Raw genomic sequence first — 18,601 nt, forward strand, 5'->3', positions numbered from 1 at the left:
GAGGATGCCTATGAAAGTCGCGGGATTTCCCACCAGCAGCGATATTTATCTGGAGATCGACGGGAAAAAGGTGGCGGTGGTGCAGAGTTACTCCGCCAAGTCTACCCGAACCAGTCAGAATGTGGAGGCCTTCGGCGAGGATGAGCCGGTGGCTACCATCCCTGGCCAGCGCAGCCACGTCATTGAGCTGACCCGGCTGTACGCCACAGATGAGGCCATCCGGGACGGAATCAATTTCCACGATCTGGAGGATTTCAGCCTGGTGATCTGCAAGCCGGACCGGAAGATCATCTACTCCGGCTGCCAGTGGAGCTCCATTGGTGAGACCGGTGCCCTGGGGGCCATGGTGGTGGAGAAAATCACGGTGGTGGCCTCCAAACGGATCGAGACGGCGGTATGACCATGGAGCGGCAGTCGATCCTCAGCCGTAGGGAACGGCTGAGGCTGGAGGACGGAAGGGAGCTGCGGCTCCTTTCCGCCCTGGAGGTGCTGGAGGCGGGCAGAGAGGCAGCTGAGCTGGCCCAAAATGAGGGGGAACGGGCCCTGTGTGCCAACGCCTGCCTGCTGGCCCGCGCATTGGAGCGAAAAGGAACGGCTGTCTTTTCCAGCGGCCGGGCGGTACTGGAGCGGCTGAGTCCCCGGGAGATCGGAGAACTGGCCCGGCGGTGGAACGAACTGGATCGGGCGGAAAATCCGTCCCCCGAGAATGGGGAGGAGACTGTTCTAGAGCTAAAAAAAGCCTGGAGCACGCCCCTTATGAGCGCCTTCGCTGGCGCGTGCTCCAAATGTTTCGGGCCCTTCCTACGGAGGAGCGGGCCCAAAAAATGAAGGCACGGGACTACCTGTGGTGTGCCCTCAACCTGATGCTGGATCGGGAGGAGACGCTGGCGCGGCTATGTCCACACTGCAGGGCGGAGGCGGAGGAGGAGCGCTGCCCGGTATGCGGCATGCCCACAGGTGAGACGACAGCGGCTCACAATGCCTCCTTTGATCAGGAACGCTACGAGCGGCTGAAACGGGGGGAGCGGATTTGACCAATTACGTTGAAGCCCTCCTGCGGGAGCAGGAAGGAGAGGAAGTGCACCAAATCAAATATGACTGGCGGAAGGCCTGGGAGGAGACCGCGCTCCTCGTCTCGGAAGAGGCCGGAACCAACACCGAAGTGGGAAGGGACGTTCTGAGAGAAAAGATGGACGGTATGCCCGCAGGTATGGAGGAGCTTGCAGATTCGGCGGAGTGGACGGCGAAAGGCCTGGAGAGAGAAGGATCTGAAGGATCCGGCTATAAAACAGGAGAGAGGGCAGACCAAACAGCCAGCCTCAAAAATGCTAACTTGTGGGAGAGTGTGGATACAGAGAGATATGCCGCCCTGCCGGGAGAGTGGATGTATCAGGCCCTTAAGCAAAGTCTGAGGGCACTGCCTGCTTCCAGGCAGGAGAGTCGGGTGGTGACACTTCAAAAACCGGGGGAGAGAGAAAAAGGCGGCGCCTGGGACGCCGCCGGGCTGGATCGGTTGGTACGCCGGGACGCCAGAAGATTTGACGGGGGGTTTCAACTGCTGTGAGATTGGCGGCAATGCGATATAAGAATTTTATTTGGCCCCACAATCCCAGGGTATATTCCATCGGATTCAAACGGACCATGGGAGCCGACAAGGTGCCCTTTGGACGATATGTTCTCCAGGATCTGGGGCCGGAGCAGCGGATCATGGAGGGGGAAGGGGAATTCGTGGGGGAGAACGCCTACGAGCTGTTCAAGCAGCTGGCTACGGTGTTCTATTCAGACGGCCCGGGCCTGCTGGTCCATCCGGTATGGCAGACCTCCAACGCCTACTTTGTGGAGCTCTCCCTGACCCAAGAACCCAGAGCGGACTATGTGCGCTACCATTTCACCTTCTGGGAGAGCTATGACGGCCACAGCACCGGAACCAAAGTAACTTCAACTGATACCGGCAGCGGCGGACAGGAGGGGAATAGCTCCGCATCCAGTCAGGAGCAGTGGTACACGGTGGTGCGGGGAGACACCATGTGGGGCATCGCCCGGAAGTACGGTATGAGTCTTACTGCTTTGGTGACCCTCAATCCACAGATCAAGAACCCCAACCTGATCCTGGTAGGGCAGAAAGTGCGGGTGGCCTAGATGGTAGGAAAACTGACCTGCTGGGACGGTAAGGAAATCGAACTGCCCGATGTAAAGGCTTGGCAGTTCCAGTACGGACGTGGCACGCCCTGTGACAGTTTTCTGCTTACATGCCTGTGGGAGCCGGAGAAGGAGGACCTGTTGGCTGAGGCGGTGACCTTTACGGCGATGGAAAACGGAGAGATCGTGTTTACCGGGGTGGTGGACGAGTGTGAGCGGGGCTGGGACCCAAACGGTGGATTTCTCACCGTCTCTGGCCGGAGCATGGCCGCCCGACTGCTGGACAATGAGGCGTTGGGGATGGAATACCAGACGGCCACCTGGCAGGACATCCTGCGGGATCATGTGACGCCTTACGGAATCCAAGCCTTGCCGGGAGCGAATCTGCCGGCGGTGCCCGGCTTTGTGGTGGAAACAGGGAGTAGTGAGTGGCAGGTGGTCTATGAGTTTTGCCGCTACTACGGCGGTGTCACACCACGGTTCGACCGGCTGGGCAGGTTGGTGGTTGGGCCCTGGCCGGAAGGAGAACGACTGAAGCTGCGGGAGAATGGGGCGGTCACCGCTCTCACCCTGCGAGATCAGCGCTATGGTGTGTTATCCCAGGTACTGGTGCGGGACCGCACCACTGAAGCGGTACAGACAGTGGAGAACACCGACTTTCTTCGGCGGGGTGGAATGTGCCGGAGAGTGCTCACCATGCCGGGGAAAAGCACCTATCAGGCTATGCGCTGGTCAGGAGATTACCAGATTTCCCGAAGCAGGGAGGAACTGCGGCAGATGGAACTGGAGCTGCCGGGAAGTTTTTTGGCCTGGCCGGGGGACTTGGTGGAGCTATCGCCCCGGTATCCGGTGGGGCAGGGGCTCTGGCGGGTTGCGGAGATGACCTGTGCACTGGATGAGAGCGGGCTCCACACAAAACTGATTCTGGGCGTACCCGACGCCCTGCAATAGAGAGGGTGGATGAGCATGTGGATCGCGGAGCGGAGCCGGCGCAGGCTGGAGCCGGAGTGTGCGGCCGCTTTGGGGCAGGTCACGCTGCCCCAGAATCCCGCGGGAGTTTGGCTGGCCGGCGAACGTCGAAACATACCGGTATTTGCGCCCGGCGGGTATGTATGGCGGCCCAGCCTGGGAGAGCAGGTGCTGGTGCTGAAGACAGGAGAGCAGGGAGAAGCGCCCTGTGTGCTGGGGGTGCGCTGTCAGGATAAGTGGGAGCTGGAGGAAGGCGAGGTCGTCCTGTACAGCGGAAAAGCCGCGCTGCATCTGAAAAGAGACGGAACGGTGGATATTACCGGCAGACTGACAGTCAATGGGACGCCGGTGTCGACGATGGGGTGAGCGGATGGAACTGATGGTACGGGATGGGGATTACGTAACGGATGAAACCGGTGCGCTCCGCCGGGCGGAGGGCAGCCAGGAGCTTTTGCAGCGTGTTATGTGGAAGCTGTCCATCCCGCGAGGGAGCTTTCCGCCCCTGCCGGAGCTGGGCAGTGAGCTGTACCAACTGAGCCGGTGTAAGCCCTCTCAGCGGGAGAGCATGGCCAGACAGTATGCCGCCCAGGCCTTGACGGACGAGCCGGATCTAACAGTGACGGCAGCGGAGCTGGGAGAGGACGGCACGCTTCGGTTTTATCTGGACTGGCGGGGCGAGGAGCTGGCCTTGACTATGGAGCTGGGAGGATGGTGAATCTATGACGGTAGACGAAATTTATGAGCAAATGGTGGAACTGTTCCAGCAGGAGACGGGATTGACCCTGAGCTCAGGCGGAGATATGGCGGTGCGGCTGTATGCTGTGGCCAGTCAGATCTACGGGCTGTATGTACAGGCAGACTGGGTAAACCGGCAGTGCTTCCCACAGACTGCCGTGGAGGACTATCTGGATCTCCACGCCCAGCTGCGGGGCCTGACCCGCCGGGAAGCGGCGGCGGCTGAGGGGGTCATCCGCTTTGAGACTGATTCTGCCGCGGATACCGATCTGGTCGTCGCGGCAGGAACGGTGTGCATGACCGCCGGAGGCGTACGTTTTGAGACCACACAGGAGGGGACTATTGCAGGCGGGGAAACGATGGTAGATGTGCCTGCACGGGCTGTCGAGCCGGGGGCATCCGGCAATGTGGCAGCAGGCGCGATCCGCGCCATGGCAGTTGCCCCGGTGGGAGTGAGCCGCTGTACGAACCCGGAAGGTTTTTCCGGCGGGCTGGACACCGAAAGCGACGAGGAATTGCGGAGCCGGGTACTGGAAACCTTCCGGCGGATGCCCAACGGTGCTAATGCAGCCTACTATGAGCAGGAGGCCATGTCCTTCCCTCAGGTGGCGGCCGCCGCCGTGGTATCCCGCCCCAGAGGGGTGGGCTCGGTGGATGTGGTGGTGTCAACTCCGGCAGGGGTGCCCGACGGAGAACTGCTGGAGGAGCTGCAGGCCTATTTTGAGCAGCGGCGGGAGATCGCCGTGGATGTCCAGGTGCGGGCTCCGGAGGTCAAAAACGTGACGGTGACGATCCGGGTAGCCGCAGAAGACAACCGGGATGGGGAGGCGGTACGTCAGGCGGTGGAACAGGCCATCCGCAGCTGGTTTGACGGACGGCTGCTGGGGCAGGATATCCTTCGGGCCAGACTGGGAGAGATCACGTTTGGCGTGGATGGTGTGAAAAACTACGTCATTGATGCCCCGGCTGCCGATGTGGCAGTGGAGAGTGATGTACTGCCTCACTTGGAGAGCATCACCGTTTCCCAACTGGAGGCGGCGGTATGAGCGGATATGGGGAGTACCTGCGACAGCTCCTGCGGCCTCTGCGGGTCTATGAGCTAGACGGTACCGTCAACGGCGGAGAACTGGACGCCCAGGGGGCTGCGCTGGATGGTGTTTCGGATACCTTGGAGGAGATCCAGCGGGAGATGCTGATTTCCACCGCTGAAAGACAGGGGTTGGAGGCTATCGAATCCTTGCTGACTCGGAGACCGGTGACCGACGATTTGAACATGCGGCGGGCAGCTTTGGCTGCTCTGCTGCGCATTGGCGGAGACAGCTTCACCTTGGCAGCTATAAACGACAATTTGAAGGGCTGCGGGATCAATGCCGTGACAGAGGAGACCGGCACACCGGGAAAAGTAACGGTACATTTTCCAGATGTGCCCGGCATTCCTGACGGATTTGAAGAAATGCGGGCCATCATCGAGAGCATCCTGCCCGCCCATGTGGAGATCGAGTACGTGTACTGGTACATCACCTGGGCTATGATGGAGGCGAAATTCGCCACCTGGGGCGATATTGAGGCACTGCATCCCACCTGGGGAGAGCTGGAGAAAATGGTGACGTAAAAGGCGGCCCGCAACGCGGGCCGCCTTTTTGGCGCTATATGGAGAAACGGGTGAGAATCGTAGTGAGCTGGGTTTGAGTCAGGGTTCCCTGAGGGTCCAGCCGGCCACCCTCCGACCAATCCATCAGCCCGGTGCCGGCGGCCCAGTAGAGGGAGTCGTCCGCCCAGGGAGAGATGTCCTCATAGTCATTACACCGGGCAATTTCGGGAAAAGACACGTCCTGGCCTGCGCTGGCGGCGTATCGCCGGAGCAAAATGGCAGCTTCCTCACGGGTGATGGGACGGTCAGGGGTGAAGAGCAGGCCGCCGGTGCCCTGAACCAGACCCTGGTCGTAGGCCCAGCACACGGCTGGTTCCCAGGGGGCGTCTTCCGGGACGTCGGAAAAGGGCTGTTCTCCCGTACTGGGCAGAGCTCCCGCCCAGGTCCATAGTGCGGAGACAAATTGTGCCCGGGTGATGGGAACCTCTACCGCCGCCGCAGCAGGTACCAGCAGGGTGAGCAGCAGGAGAGCGGGAATCAACTGTCGCATGGCATATCCTCCTTTGTGGAGAGCATACCATAAACTGGAATATTATGCTGTCGAAGGAGGGCTACGCCGTGGGATCATAGGAGCAGACCAGATTGCCGGCGGCGTCGTAGCCCCGGAGCCAGATGGAGTAAGTGCTGGCGGTGGTGCTGCCGTTGGGGTTATCTGGGACATTGGGAATAAGTACGGGCTCTCCCACCCACACACAGTTCCCCGCGGGGGATAAAGAGATAGATGCCCCACGCTGGGCCAGGGCCTCCCGGGGGTCCTCCCAGTCGCCCAGCCACAGGAACTCACCCACCAGCGTTACCACAGAGGGATCAGTACAGATGACGAGAGGGAGCGTCTCCCACAGAATTTCCTGCTCCACATAGGGGGAGCCTGTGCTCCCATCCGCGTAGGAAAAATGGTGGAACAAAGCGATGGAACAGGGAAAGAGTGCCTGACCTTCCTCCGGGGAGAGGATGTGCAGATCGAACCAGGGTATTGTCCAAAGCACACCGCCGGTGCGCTTTAAGGTCGTTGCGGCGTATTTATCCCCGGATCGGAGCACTGCCCAGGCGTCGACGTCCGTCTCGGCGTAATTGAGATGAATGGGACCGGAGGCAATCACTTCGCCGCCGGTGAAGCAGTTGGCGGGACCGGCCTGGCGGCAGGCCAAGGCGATGGTGGGCATGGGGCGCTCCAGTGAGAGCCACAGCAAGAACAGGGCCGCCAGCAGGGCCAGGGTACTAAGTACCAGCAGAATACGGGGGAGGATCACATATCGGAATCGGCTCATGCTGCGGGCACCTCCTCCTGCAGAGTGACGTAGATGGTGACGGCCTCTTCCGTGGAACTGAGCGTGACGGTAAATTTCCGGGAGCCGGGGGTGGGCTCGACAATCCGAAGCCAGGCAGTGGAGCCCAACAAGGCGTCCTCATAGTAGGTGGAGAAGTAGGCGAGGCCGGAGGCTCCGGTGTCATCCGTCCAGGCGGCGTTAGCCTGGTATGCTTTTATGGGCGGGCACCAGGGTTGCTTGTGAATGGTTACCGGGCATTGAAGCTGGTACTCCGAGTCTATTACTCCCTCGGGGGATTCCCAGGACACCAGCACCAACCCGGCCTGGCCGGAGGGGGTGAGGGTGTAGCCTGCCAGCTTTCCGCCGCCGGAGGCGGCGCCAGAGATCTCCACGGTACCGTCGCCGCCATAGGGCAGATCGGCGGCATGAGGAAGTAGACCGGTCAGGGCAAAGATACCGGTGTCGTTTCGGAAACCGATGACCAGGCCCAGAACTAGGACGGCCGCGGCCAGCAGGATGAAAATTCGGGACAACCGGGGGACCAGAGGGCTGTGGCAGTGGTCCAGCTGGTGACCGATCTCATAGGGATCCCCCATAGCCTCCACCGCTTGGGTGATAGCTTCATCAGCGGGGACACCCTGTTCTTGCAGAGCGGCGGCGTGGTCCTCCAGATGAGCCAGCAGCTCTTTCCAGGCCGCTTCCCGGGCTGGCTTCCAGCGGATCACCGAGCACACCTGGGTGCAGAAGGTATAGGAAGACTTGCTCGACATGGATTCACCTCATTCCAAGGGTTGAGCGGGGTTTGCACAGACCAGGGTGCCGTTGGCGTCATAGCCCCGGCACCAGATGATAAGAGAACTGTAATGCTCACCGGAGGGAGGGACGACCACCCCCTGGGCGGCCCACACGCCCTCCGACACCTGAGTAAATTCCGGGGAGACGCCCCGGCTGTCCATGACGGCCTGGGCAGCCTTCTCCTCCTCCATCCCCATATGGGCGAGACGGGCCTCCACACGCACCACTGATGGGTCGGTGGACACGATGACCAGTGTGAACTCCGTACCGCCTGTGCCGTGGAAATAGATCCCCATGGGCCGGGCAAAGATGGCCGGGCTATCCGGGGAACATTCAACCTGACGCACGCTTTGGTCTGTGTTCCGCCACAAAAAGCCCCACACCTTTTCCAGTGTGTAGAACTGGAAGGTGCCGCTGTTTTTGCCCACGAACCACCAGGTGTTCTTGGGTGTGCCGGGGAGGTCGGGGTCCTGGTACTGGATGGGGCCGGAGGCGATCAGGGCGCTTCCGGACACGTAACGCTCCCGGTCCAGCCGGGCGCAGATGGCGGCGGCGGAGGGAAGGGGAGCGTTCATGGAGAGCCACAGGTAGAAGATACTGACGAGCAGGGCTAGGCTGCTGAGGGCCAGCAGCAGGCGGGGCAGGATGTAAGAGCGGAAGCGCTTCACGATGACGGCACCTCCTCATCCAGAAAGACGTTCAGGATGCATTGATCGCCGGGCCTGCCCAGGGTGATGGAAAACCGGCGGCTGCCGGGCGTGGCGTCCTCCAGATGAAGGCACCAGCGGGAGGCCAGGAGGGTGGAGTTTGTTTCGACGATATTCACTGTGCCGGAGCCGCCGGCGAGATCATGCCACACGGCGGGAACATAGGCATGGTACAGATTATCCAGCCAGGGCTGCCAGTGGGAGATGGTGACGGAGATCTGCACCTCTGGGTGGGCGGGGGTGCTGGGGGTGTCGTCGGTCTGGACCAGAGCGGCTTCGTGGGCCCGGATGGTGTAGCCCCCTACCTTGCCCGCGCCATTGACGCTGCCGCCCGCCAGCACCGTTTCCATCGGCCAGCAGGGCAGGGAGGAGGCGGGAAGCAGGAAGTTCTCATGGCGGAAGCAGCCGGTGGTATGGATCAGGCCGATCATGAACCCAAAGAAAAAGAGCACGCAGGCAGAGACGGCCAGGAGCCGGGACAGCCAGGGAAGCAGAGGATCATGGCAGCGGTCCAGCTGGCGGCCCAGCTCATAGGGGTCGCCCATGGATTCCACCGCCTGTTGTCTGGCCTGGTCGGCGGGGATGCCCCGCTCCTCCAGAACGGCGGCGTGGTCTTCCAGATGGGCCAGCAGCTCCTTCCGGGCCGCCTCCCGGGCGGAGGGGCGGCGGATGAGGGAACAAACCTTGTCGCAATAGCTGTGAAACCCGTCTTCCATGGTCTCACCTCCCTTCCGGCATGGTCAGGCGTGGGCCGGGGCGGACCCGGCCAGCACCGCGTTTACCGCCTGGGAGAAGGTGGTCCACTCCTCCTTTTTCTCCCCCAGCAGTTTCAGACCTTTCTTGGTAATGTGGTAGTACTTCCGGGTACGGCCGGTGGGGGCCTCCTTCTCGTAGGAGTCCACCGCTCCGGTTTTCTCCAGTGTGTGGAGAATGGGGTAGAGGGTACCCTCCTTCATAGAAAAGGTGTGGTCACTTTTTTCCTCCAGCTCGGCGATCATCTGATAGCCATATTTGTCGCCGGCGGAGAGCAGGGAGAGCACTAGCAGAGTGGTACTGCCGGAGAGCAAGGATTTATCCGCTTTCATCAAACATCCTCCTTTCGATCAAAAAAAGAATACCTCGAGTTTCTAGGTATAGTATACCTAGAAACTCGAGGTATGTCAACAAGAGCTTTACTTCATCCGGCTGCGGAGGGGCTGACCCGTCAGCCAGCGGTTCAGATTGTCCAGGAACAGGTCGGCGATGTTGTCCAGAGTGACCTGCATGTGGTTGTAGCCGCCGGCGCTGTGAGGAGTAATCAGGGCACGGGGGGCGTCCCACAGAGGATGATCAGCGGGCAGCGGCTCGGGAGAGGTGACATCCATCCCGGCCCCCAGCAGATGCCCCTCGGCTAGGACCTGAGCCAGGGCGTCGCAGTCCACGGCGGAGCCGCGGCCGGCGTTGAGGAGAACGGCATCCTGCTTCATCAGCAGCAGGCGGCGGCGGTCCATCAGTCCGGCGGTCTCAGCGGTGTGAGGCAGAGCCAGAGCTACCACGTCGGCTTGAGGGAGGAGAGCGTCGATCTCCGACAGGGGGAAGGTACGGTCAAAGTCCTCCACCGGCTTGTCCGAGCGGTGGAGGCCCCAGATGGTCTTGGCTCCCAGCGCCCGGCACAGCCGGGCAAAGTGGCGGCTGATGTCGCCGGTGCCGCCCACCAGCACGGTCTCTCCCCGAAGAGAGCGGACGGGACCCAGGCCAGCCCAGTTGCCCCAGGTGTGTTCCCGCTGCAGGTCCCGGTAGCCGGGCAGCAGCTTGTAGACAGCCAGCAGCATGGCCAGCATGTGCTCGGACACGGCGGGGCCATAGGCCCCGGCGGCGCAGGTGAGCGCCACGCCGTCGGGCAGGACGCCGGGAACCAGATAGGGATCCACGCCGGCGTTCCAGCTCTGGACCCATTTCAGCTTGGGAAAGGTCTTAAGATCCTTGGGGGGCACAAAGCCAAGCAGGATAGTGGTGCGCTCCCGCCAATCCTGGGGGATATCGGTGGCACCCCGGCGGTCATTGGTGGGGAGAAAGAGATGCTCTGCCTCCGGTGCTGCGGCCTGGAAGGCCTCCCGCTGCTCCGCCGTCAGGGGAAGCAGATGAAGAATGGTTTCCATAGATGTACCTCCTGAAAGACAGAGGCCGGTCGGCAGACCGGCCCCTTGTTTTTATTTAATGGTAATCAGCAGCTCGCCGGCCTTGACCGCGCCGCCCTCTTTGATGAGTACCTGATCCACGGTACCCTTCATGCGGGCCACCACGGAAGTCTCCATCTTCATGGCCTCGATGACGGCCAGAACCTGGTTTTCTTCCACGGTGTCGCCGGGACGTACATTGATCTTGGACACCATGCCGGGGATGGAGGCGCCTACCTGGCTCTTGTCGGAGGGATCGGCCAGGTTGACCTTCCGCACCTGAGCGGTAGCACTCTTGTCGGGTACTGCCACCTCACGGCGCATGCCGTTGAGCTCGAACTGCACGTTGCGGGTGCCGTCCTCGTTAAGGTCGCCCAGGCCCAGGTACTTGATGACCAGGGTCTTGCCGTCCTCGATGTTGATCTTGTTGGTCTCGCCCAGAGCCATGCCGTTGAAGAATACATGACTGCCCATGCGCATGATATAGCCGTACTCCTGACGGTGGCGGTAGAAGTCCTCCACCACCTTGGGGTAGAGACACCAGGATAGCACGTTGTGGTCGGAGGCGTCGTCGTAGAACTTACGGACCTCCTCCCGGGCCTTCTCAAAGTCCACGGGGGGAAGAAGCTCGCCGGGACGGCAGGTAATGGGCTCTTCGCCCTTGAGGACCACTCGCTGGAGATCTTCCGGGAAGCCCCAGGCAGGCTGACCCATCATGCCCTTGAAGTAGCTTACCACCGAGTCGGGGAAGGTGAGGGCTTCGCCCCGCTCCACGATATTCTCGGGAGTCAGATCGTTCTGCACCATGAAAATGGCCAGGTCGCCCACCATTTTGGAGGAGGGGGTCACCTTTACGATGTCGCCCAGCATGTGGTTGACGGTAGAGTACATCTCCTTGACCGCTTCAAACTGGTGGCCCAGGCCCAGGCTTTCCACCTGGCTCTTCAGGTTGGTATACTGGCCGCCAGGCATCTCGTAGCGGTAGATATCGGTAGAGGGATTCTTGATGCCGGCCTCAAACTTGGCGTAGCGCAGACGCACGTCGGCCCAGTAGTCAGACAGCGACTGGAGCTTGACAGGATCCAGCCCGGTATCCCGCTCCTGCCCCTGGAGAGCGGTGACCACGGCGTTCAGGGAGGGCTGGCTGGTCATGGAGGACATAGAGTCGATGGCGCAGTCCACGATGTCCACGCCCGCCTCGGCGGCCATCAAATAGGCGGCCACCTGGTTGCCGGAGGTGTCGTGGGTGTGCAGGTGGATGGGAATGCCGATCTCCTGCTTGAGGGTGGACACCAGCTTCTTGGCGGCGTAAGGCTTCAGCAGACCGGACATGTCCTTGATGCACAGCAGGTGGGCACCCCGCTTCTCCAGCTCCTTGGCCATGTCCACATAGTATTTCAGGGTGTACTTATCCCGCTTGGGGTCCAGAATATCGCCAGTGTAGCAGATGGTGGCCTCGCACAGCTTGCCCTGGTTGAGCACCTCGTCCATGGCGATCTCCATGCCGGGGATCCAGTTCAGAGAATCAAAGATGCGGAACACGTCAATACCCGACTTGGCGGCCTCCTTCACGAAGGCGCGGATCAGGTTGTCGGGATAGTTGGTGTAGCCCACAGCGTTGGCACCCCGGAAGAGCATCTGGAAGGGAATGTTGGGGATCTTCTCCCGCAGCAGCCGCAGCCGCTCCCAGGGAGACTCGTGGAGGAATCGGTAGGCTACGTCGAAGGTGGCGCCGCCCCACATCTCCAGGGAGAAGCAGTCGTTCAAAATCTCGGCGGTACCCTCGGCGCACTTCAGCATGTCCCGGGTACGCACACGGGTGGACAGCAGGGACTGATGGGCGTCCCGCATGGTGGTATCGGTAATGAGCAGCTTCTTCTGGTTCAGCACCCAGTCCCGCACCGCCTTGGGGCCCTTTGCATCCAGCAGCTGTTTCAGGCCGGTACACTTGGGCGGGGTATTCTCGTAAGGCGGGAACCGGGGAATGTCGTGCTGAGGCCGCTCGGCGGAGGGATTGTCCACCTGGATCTGGGCGATATATTTCAGAACCTTAGTGGCGCGGTCCCGACCGGTATCGATGTCGAAGAGCTCAGGGGTCTCGTCGATGAACTTCGTATGGCATTTGCCAGCCTGGAAGGTGGGGTGTGCCAGAATGTTGGTGACGAAGGGGATATTGGTCTTGACGCCACGGACGTGCTCCTCACTGATGGCCCGCATGGCCTTGCGGCAGACACCCTCGAAGGTGTTGTCCCAGGAGGTGACCTTCACCAGCAGGGAATCATAGTAGGGAGAGATCTCGGCGCCAGTGTAGGCGTTGCCGCCGTCCAGACGGACGCCGAAGCCGCCGCCGGAGCGGTAGGCGGTGATCTTGCCGGTGTCGGGAGCGAAGTTGTTGGCCGGGTCCTCGGTGGTTACCCGGCACTGGAGGGCGTAGCCGTTCATGTGGAGCGAGTCCTGGGAGGTAATGCCGATGGCGGGAGTGGACAGGGGATGTCCCTCGGCAATCAGGATCTGGGCGCGGACAAGATCCACGCCGGTGACCATTTCGGTGACGGTGTGCTCCACCTGGATGCGGGGATTCATTTCGATAAAGTAGTGGTTGCCGTCCTTGTCCACCAGGAACTCTACCGTACCGGCGGATACATAGCCTACGTGCTTGGCGACCTTAACGGCATCCTCATACAGCTTCTGGCGGGTGGCCTCGGGTACGCTGAAGGCGGGGGCGAACTCCACCACCTTCTGGTACCGGCGCTGGAGGGAGCAGTCGCGCTCAAAGAGGTGGACCACGTTGCCGTGCTTGTCGCCCAGGATCTGCACCTCAATGTGCTTGGGCTCCACCAGGTACTTTTCGATAAAAATATCCTCGTTGCCAAAGGCCTTCTTGGCCTCGCTCTTCACCAGATTAAAGGCGGGAATGACCTCCTCCGGCTTGTCGCACCGGCGCATACCCCGGCCGCCGCCGCCGCCGGCCGCCTTCAGAATGATGGGGAAGCCGTAGGAGACAGCCTTTTCCAGAGCCTCCTCGCCGCTTTTCAGCGGTTCCTCCGAGCCGGGGATGGTAGGCACATTGCAGGCCTTGGCAATGGCCTTGGCCGTCAGCTTGTCGCCCATCTGGGCCAGAATCTTGGAGGAGGGGCCGATGAAGGTGATGCCCGCGTCCTCGCAAGCCTTGGCGAAGTCGGCGTTCTCACTCAAAAAGCCGTAGCCGGGATGGATGGCGTCCACGTTGCGGCGCTTGGCCAGGTCGATGATGGAGGGGATATCCAGGTAGGCCCCAAGAGGGGATTTGTTCTCACCGATGAGGTAGGCCTCGTCCGCCTTGGTGCGGAAGAGAGCGAAGGTATCCTCATTGGAGTACATGGCTACCGTGTGCAGGCCCAGGTCGTAGCAGGCCCGGAACACCCGGATAGCGATCTCGCCCCGGTTGGCTACCAGGACTTTGTTGAACTTACATTCCGCCATGCTGTCCGTCCTTTCTGAATAGAATTTGTCAGAGCCTGTCAAAAGATAAACAAAGACGGCGGATGGGCCCGTGCCCCCGCCGCGCCCCAGGACACCCTTGTACTGAGGCAAATCACAGTCATATGTTGAGTATATCCATTATATCTGTACGCTAAAGTTTTTGCAATCGTTTTTATTGAAAATTGCAAAACTCGGCAGGAAGCACAGGAAAGGAGCAGGGGCGCTTGCCCGAACATGGGAAATATGCTACACTGATGCGGAAAGGGGGGAGACAGGGTGCCATTGAAGCTGACCACCAGCCTGCGGGAGCTGCCGGGAGTAGGTCCGGCCCGGGCCAAAAGCCTGGAAAAGCTGGGTTTGACCACAGTGGAGAGCCTGCTGGGCTACTATCCCAGAAGCTATGAGGACCGCCGAAAAATGTCCACTGTGGATGCCGCGCCGGAGGGTATACCGGTATGCCTTACCCTGACGGTGGCGGAGGCCCCCCGTCTCTCCCGCATCCGCAAGGGGCTGGAGGTGGTAAAGGTGCGGATGGTGGATGACACCAACAACCTTACCGTCACCTTTTTCAACCAGAGCTATTTGAAAGATGCATTCCGGATCGGGGAGGTCTATGTCTGCTTCGGCAGAGTGGAAGGGCCTCCCAACCGGCGGCAAATGACCAATCCGGTGTGCGAGCGGGCGGACCGGGTCAAGTTTACCGGGCGCATCCTGCCGGTATATCCCCTGACCCACGGCATTTCCAACAATCTGCTGGCCGGACTGGCCCAGCGGTGTGTGGAGGACTGTGCCGGGCAGGTGCAGGAGCCGCTGCCTCACGACTTGCGGCAGGACCACGCTCTGTCTACGGCGGAATTTGCCTGCCGAAACATTCACTTTCCTGCCGACGAGACGGCCCTGGAGACCGCCCGGCGGCGTCTGATTTTTGAGGAGCTGTTTTTCCTCACCTGTGGTATGGCCCTGCTCCGTCACCGGCGGGACAAGGAGGCGGGGACAGCGTTCCGGATTCCGCCTTCGGAGGAATTCTGCGGCCTGCTTCCCTTTGCGCTGACAGGCGCTCAGCGGCGGGTGATGGAGGAGATCGCCGCCGATTTATCCTCCGGTGTGCCCATGAACCGATTGGTGCAGGGCGACGTGGGCTCCGGCAAGACTATGCTGGCGGCCTATGGCGCCTGGGTGACGGCCCAAAACGGCCGCCAGTGCGCCCTAATGGCCCCCACCGAGCTGCTGGCCGAACAGCATTTCCGCTCCCTCAGCCCCCTGCTGGAGCGGGCCGGGCTGCACCTGGGATTGCTTACCGGCTCAGTAAAAGGAAAGGCCAGAAAAGAGCTGTACGCCGCCCTGGAGACGGGGGAGGTGAACCTGGTCATCGGCACCCACGCCCTGATCAGTGAAGGAGTGCACTTTGCTGACCTGGGTCTGGTGATCACCGACGAGCAGCACCGCTTCGGCGTGGCTCAGCGAGCCGCCCTGGCCGCCAAGGCCAAAACAGCTCCCCACGTACTGGTCATGTCAGCCACCCCGATTCCGCGTACGCTGTCTCTGGTGATCTATGGGGACCTGGACGTGTCGGTGGTGGACGAGCTGCCCCCCGGCCGCAGTCCGGTGGAGACCTACGTGGTGGGTGAGGATAAGCGTCAGCGGATGTATAACTTTGTCCGCAAACTGGTAGGGGAGGGCCGTCAGGCCTATATGGTCTGTCCTGCTGTGGAGGAGGACGAGGACCGGGAGGCCGATGTGAAGGCCGCCGTTGCCTATGCCCAGACTCTTCAGACGGAGGTGTTTCCCGATCTGCGGGTGGGCCTGGTCCACGGCAAGATGAAAAGCAGGGAAAAGGACGCTGTTATGACCGCCTTTGCCGCCGGAAATCTGGATGTGCTGGTGTCCACTACCGTCATTGAGGTAGGTGTGGACGTCCCCAACGCCGCCCTGATGGTGGTGGAAAACGCCGACCGCTTTGGCCTCAGCCAGCTCCATCAGCTCCGTGGCCGGGTAGGCCGTGGAAAGCATCAGTCCTACTGTGTGCTGGTCACTGCCACCCGCAATCCTGACAGCAGAGATAGGCTGCGAGTCTTGTCAAAGACCAATGACGGGTTTAAAATAGCGGAAGAAGATCTTCGCCTCCGTGGCCCCGGCGACTTTTTCGGTTCCCGGCAGCATGGTTTGCCCCAGCTGGCCATTGCCGACTTGGCGGGGGATATGCGGGTGCTGAAGGAGGCGCAGAACGCGGCGGAAGAGCTCCTGGCCTGTGACCCCGGACTGACGGCGCCAGAGCACGCTCTGCTGCTGGAGCGAGTGCGAAAGCTCTTTGCAGACCACGGAGATATGTTTAACTGAAAAGGAATGAGAGAGAATATGAACAGAATGGAAGAGACCAAGGCCCTGCGGGCCCGGACGGATGTCCACTATAACTGCTGCCAGTCGGTACTGGTGCCCTTCTGCCGGGAATGCGGCCTGACAGAAGAGGAGGCCTACAAGCTGGGCGCTCACTTTGGAATGGGTATGAAGCACGCTTCCACCTGTGGGGCGGTGACCTCCGCTCTGATGGTGCTTGGCATGGCCGGTCGGGGCAATGAAGCCGCTCTGGAGCTGCTCAGCCAGTTCCGCAGCAAAAACCAGGCTCTGGACTGTGCGAAGCTGCTTGCCCTGGCCAAAGAGCGGGGAGAGGAGCGCAAGCCCCACTGCGACCGGATGGTGTATGATGCGGTGGAGATGCTGGAGGAACTGCTGGCAGAGCAGGCATAATGTGAAAAAACAGGGTCCCTCGTGCTGCTGCATGAGGGACCCTGTTTTTTTAAAAATCATCTCCGGCGCCGGGAGCCGGTGTAACGGCTGCGCCGTCCACCGCCATAAGAGGAGCCATAACGGCCCCGGCGGCCACGGAAGAACAGCCGACGCAGGATCAGGAAGGCGACAAGGACCAGAATGACCACCAGCAGGATTTTCACCCACAGCTGGTCAAAGAACTTCTGCAGCCTGTCCAGCCGGTAGAGCCAGGGGTCGCGCTCCACGCTGATGCTGGCCACCAGGGGCAGAGTGCCGTATACCTTGCCGTTAAAGGAGACCGAGATAGTGCCCAGCTGCTGGCCCTTCTCCACAGGAGCCTCCACACTATTGGCGTTGAGGGTGTAATCATATTCGAAGTTCTCTGCGGAAATGTCCTTGGGAAGCAGAGCGGTTACCTCACCCTGAGGTTCCAGGGTGACATAGTTGGTGTTTTTGCCCAAGGTAACTTCAACCTCCGGGATGTCACGCTTGGTGTCATCCAGCATGGTCTGGGTGGAAAAGTTATTGAAACCCCAATCGAACAGACGAATAGTCTCGCTGAAGTAGGTGAAGCCCTCGCTGCCGGTGGTGCCCGGTACGCGCTCGCAGCCCATAACCACCGACATCAGGTTGCGGTCCTCCTTGGTGGCAGCAGCAGACAGACAATAGCCAGCCTCCGGAGTGTGGCCGGTCTTGACGCCGGTGGCGTACTGGTACAGATAGCCCCGGGTGTTCCAGTTGGAGATCAGAGCGTTGGTGGAGCGGACGAGGCGCTCCTCCGGGTGCATATTGGTGGCAGGCATGGTGTAGTTGAGAGAGGAGACAATGGTGCGGAAGGTCTCGTACTTCATGGCCTCCTTGCTCATCAAGTACACATCATAGGCGGTGGTGTAGTGATTGTCGTCGTGATAGCCGTGGGTGTTGGCAAAGTGGGTGCCCGTCATGCCCAGCTCGGCCGCCCGCTGGTTCATCAGCTCCACAAAACTGTTGATGTCTCCGCTCACCGCCTCCGCCATGACGTTGCAGGCTTCGTTGGCCGAGGGGATAAGGGCGGCATACAGCAGATCGATAATGCGGATCTCCTCTCCCACCTTGATGTCGGCAGTAGAGGCGTTGTCCCCGATGCCGGTGTGGATGGCCTGGCTGGCGGTGACAGTCTGCTCCAGAGTCAGTTCTCCCCGCTCTACCGCTTCCAGAGTGAGCAGGCAGGTCATCACCTTGGTGATGGAGGCGGGGTACATCTTTTCGTGGGCGTTGAGCTCATACAGGATCTCATCGGTGTCCGGGTCCACCAGAATAGCGGCCTTGGCATCCACGGTCATGCCATCCAGAATGGCGCTGCCGCTGCTTCCCTCCGCGGCGGAGGCAAAGGGTGCGGCCAGAGAGAGCGCCAGAATCAGGGCCATAAAGAGAGAGAGCAGTCTTGATTTTTTCATAGGAAACTCCATTTATGTATGTTATAATATGATTATCTAATTCATTATAGCAGACCCCGGACTGGGACGCAACGGGGAAGGCGGTTACAAATTCATGAAGATTTCAAAGCTGGAATTTATATCTATACTTCTGGCCGCGGTCTTTTTGGCGTTCACCGGCGGCTGGTTTCTCAGGGGGGCTTCCCAGCCCCAGCCGGTGCTGGTGGAGACAGAACGGCAGCTGGTTCAGGAGAGTCCTGTTGTTCTGATGCCTGCGCCCTCAGCTTCCGTGATGCCCACGGTTTCCGCGGCGCCTTCGGCTTCCACGGCTGCTGCGGAGCCGGGAAAGGTAGACCTGAATACCGCTACGGCGGAGGAGCTGATGACTCTGCCGGGGATTGGGGAGAAGCGGGCGGAGGCCATCATTGCCTATCGGGAGGCTAACGGCCCCTTCCGCATTCCCGAAGAGCTGACAGAGGTGGACGGCATCGGAGAGGGGATCCTGGCAGGCTTGATTGACCAGGTCACAGTTTCATAA

Annotated in this window: 22 protein-coding genes; 13 read left to right on the forward strand and 9 right to left on the reverse strand. The window is 60.8% G+C overall.

Going from position 1 to position 18,601, the window contains the following annotated elements:
* Nucleotides 1-10 precede the first annotated feature (10 nt).
* From ACTNB1_RS11000 to ACTNB1_RS11045, 10 genes are read left to right on the forward strand one after another with little or no spacing between them, the layout of a single operon-like run.
* Entirely contained in the window at nt 11-400 is a 390-nt protein-coding gene (locus tag ACTNB1_RS11000) for a hypothetical protein (RefSeq protein ID WP_441169476.1), read from the forward strand.
* Nucleotides 397-828 carry a hypothetical protein gene (locus ACTNB1_RS11005; RefSeq protein WP_441169478.1) on the forward strand — a complete coding sequence of 144 codons (432 nt, stop codon included), beginning with the start codon at nt 397-399 and terminating at the stop codon, nt 826-828. Before ACTNB1_RS11000 ends, ACTNB1_RS11005 begins: the two co-directional genes overlap by 4 nt.
* Nucleotides 825-1,034, forward strand: a complete 210-nt coding sequence (locus ACTNB1_RS11010) for a molybdopterin oxidoreductase (RefSeq protein ID WP_441169480.1) — start codon at nt 825-827, stop codon at nt 1,032-1,034. Before ACTNB1_RS11005 ends, ACTNB1_RS11010 begins: the two co-directional genes overlap by 4 nt.
* Nucleotides 1,031-1,564: a hypothetical protein gene (locus ACTNB1_RS11015; protein ID WP_441169481.1), complete on the forward strand. Its 534-nt coding sequence runs from the start codon at nt 1,031-1,033 to the stop codon at nt 1,562-1,564. Before ACTNB1_RS11010 ends, ACTNB1_RS11015 begins: the two co-directional genes overlap by 4 nt.
* An 11-nt stretch (nt 1,565-1,575) precedes the next feature.
* Nucleotides 1,576-2,139, forward strand: coding sequence for a LysM peptidoglycan-binding domain-containing protein (locus tag ACTNB1_RS11020; protein ID WP_441169483.1), 564 nt, complete (start codon nt 1,576-1,578; stop codon nt 2,137-2,139).
* A complete protein-coding gene (locus ACTNB1_RS11025; RefSeq protein ID WP_441169484.1) occupies nt 2,140-3,090 on the forward strand; it encodes a hypothetical protein in 951 nt (316 codons plus the stop codon).
* Between the two features lie 9 nt (nt 3,091-3,099).
* Nucleotides 3,100-3,474 carry a hypothetical protein gene (locus tag ACTNB1_RS11030; RefSeq protein ID WP_441169485.1) on the forward strand — a complete coding sequence of 125 codons (375 nt, stop codon included), beginning with the start codon at nt 3,100-3,102 and terminating at the stop codon, nt 3,472-3,474.
* A gap of 4 nt (nt 3,475-3,478) precedes the next feature.
* Nucleotides 3,479-3,823 carry a hypothetical protein gene (locus ACTNB1_RS11035; protein WP_441169487.1) on the forward strand — a complete coding sequence of 115 codons (345 nt, stop codon included), beginning with the start codon at nt 3,479-3,481 and terminating at the stop codon, nt 3,821-3,823.
* A 4-nt stretch (nt 3,824-3,827) separates the two neighbouring features.
* On the forward strand, nt 3,828-4,889 hold the full coding sequence (locus tag ACTNB1_RS11040) for a baseplate J/gp47 family protein (RefSeq protein ID WP_441169488.1): 1,062 nt from the start codon (nt 3,828-3,830) through the stop codon (nt 4,887-4,889).
* Nucleotides 4,886-5,455: a DUF2313 domain-containing protein gene (locus ACTNB1_RS11045; protein WP_441169490.1), complete on the forward strand. Its 570-nt coding sequence runs from the start codon at nt 4,886-4,888 to the stop codon at nt 5,453-5,455. The genes ACTNB1_RS11040 and ACTNB1_RS11045 overlap by 4 nt, the downstream gene beginning before the upstream one ends.
* 34 nt (nt 5,456-5,489) lie before the next feature.
* On the opposite strand, the gene ACTNB1_RS11050 is transcribed toward ACTNB1_RS11045, so the two are convergent.
* From ACTNB1_RS11050 to ACTNB1_RS11085, 8 genes are all read right to left on the reverse strand, one after another.
* Entirely contained in the window at nt 5,490-5,984 is a 495-nt protein-coding gene (locus ACTNB1_RS11050) for an S-layer homology domain-containing protein (RefSeq protein ID WP_441169491.1), read from the reverse strand.
* Nucleotides 5,985-6,045: 61 nt separating this feature from the next.
* A complete protein-coding gene (locus ACTNB1_RS11055) occupies nt 6,046-6,762 on the reverse strand; it encodes a hypothetical protein (RefSeq protein WP_441169493.1) in 717 nt (238 codons plus the stop codon).
* On the reverse strand, nt 6,759-7,532 hold the full coding sequence (locus tag ACTNB1_RS11060; RefSeq protein WP_441169494.1) for a permease prefix domain 1-containing protein: 774 nt from the start codon (nt 7,530-7,532) through the stop codon (nt 6,759-6,761). Before ACTNB1_RS11060 ends, ACTNB1_RS11055 begins: the two co-directional genes overlap by 4 nt.
* A 9-nt stretch (nt 7,533-7,541) precedes the next feature.
* Nucleotides 7,542-8,225: a hypothetical protein gene (locus ACTNB1_RS11065; protein WP_441169495.1), complete on the reverse strand. Its 684-nt coding sequence runs from the start codon at nt 8,223-8,225 to the stop codon at nt 7,542-7,544.
* Entirely contained in the window at nt 8,222-8,980 is a 759-nt protein-coding gene (locus tag ACTNB1_RS11070; RefSeq protein WP_441169496.1) for a permease prefix domain 1-containing protein, read from the reverse strand. The genes ACTNB1_RS11065 and ACTNB1_RS11070 overlap by 4 nt, the downstream gene beginning before the upstream one ends.
* A gap of 24 nt (nt 8,981-9,004) precedes the next feature.
* Entirely contained in the window at nt 9,005-9,349 is a 345-nt protein-coding gene (locus ACTNB1_RS11075; RefSeq protein WP_441169498.1) for a PadR family transcriptional regulator, read from the reverse strand.
* Between the two features lie 87 nt (nt 9,350-9,436).
* On the reverse strand, nt 9,437-10,402 hold the full coding sequence (locus tag ACTNB1_RS11080; RefSeq protein ID WP_441169499.1) for a D-2-hydroxyacid dehydrogenase: 966 nt from the start codon (nt 10,400-10,402) through the stop codon (nt 9,437-9,439).
* A 51-nt stretch (nt 10,403-10,453) separates the two neighbouring features.
* Nucleotides 10,454-13,882: a pyruvate carboxylase gene (locus tag ACTNB1_RS11085; protein WP_441169501.1), complete on the reverse strand. Its 3,429-nt coding sequence runs from the start codon at nt 13,880-13,882 to the stop codon at nt 10,454-10,456.
* 276 nt (nt 13,883-14,158) lie between these two features.
* Between ACTNB1_RS11085 and recG the strand changes: the two genes are divergently transcribed.
* A complete protein-coding gene (recG, locus tag ACTNB1_RS11090) occupies nt 14,159-16,219 on the forward strand; it encodes an ATP-dependent DNA helicase RecG (RefSeq protein ID WP_441169503.1) in 2,061 nt (686 codons plus the stop codon).
* 18 nt (nt 16,220-16,237) lie between these two features.
* Complete coding sequence (locus ACTNB1_RS11095) at nt 16,238-16,627, forward strand: C-GCAxxG-C-C family protein (RefSeq protein ID WP_441169504.1); 390 nt, start codon at nt 16,238-16,240, stop codon at nt 16,625-16,627.
* 56 nt (nt 16,628-16,683) lie between these two features.
* Here ACTNB1_RS11095 and ACTNB1_RS11100 read toward each other — a convergent pair whose 3' ends face one another.
* The gene (locus ACTNB1_RS11100; RefSeq protein WP_441169506.1) at nt 16,684-18,084 is read right to left on the reverse strand and encodes a D-alanyl-D-alanine carboxypeptidase family protein; all 1,401 of its coding nucleotides are present in this window, start codon (nt 18,082-18,084) and stop codon (nt 16,684-16,686) included.
* Between the two features lie 94 nt (nt 18,085-18,178).
* Between ACTNB1_RS11100 and ACTNB1_RS11105 the strand changes: the two genes are divergently transcribed.
* The gene (locus ACTNB1_RS11105) at nt 18,179-18,601 is read left to right on the forward strand and encodes a ComEA family DNA-binding protein (protein ID WP_441169507.1); all 423 of its coding nucleotides are present in this window, start codon (nt 18,179-18,181) and stop codon (nt 18,599-18,601) included.

The organism is Flavonifractor sp. HCP28S3_F3 (assembly GCF_052065355.1).
In the GTDB taxonomy this organism is placed as follows: Bacteria; Bacillota; Clostridia; order Oscillospirales; family Oscillospiraceae; genus Flavonifractor.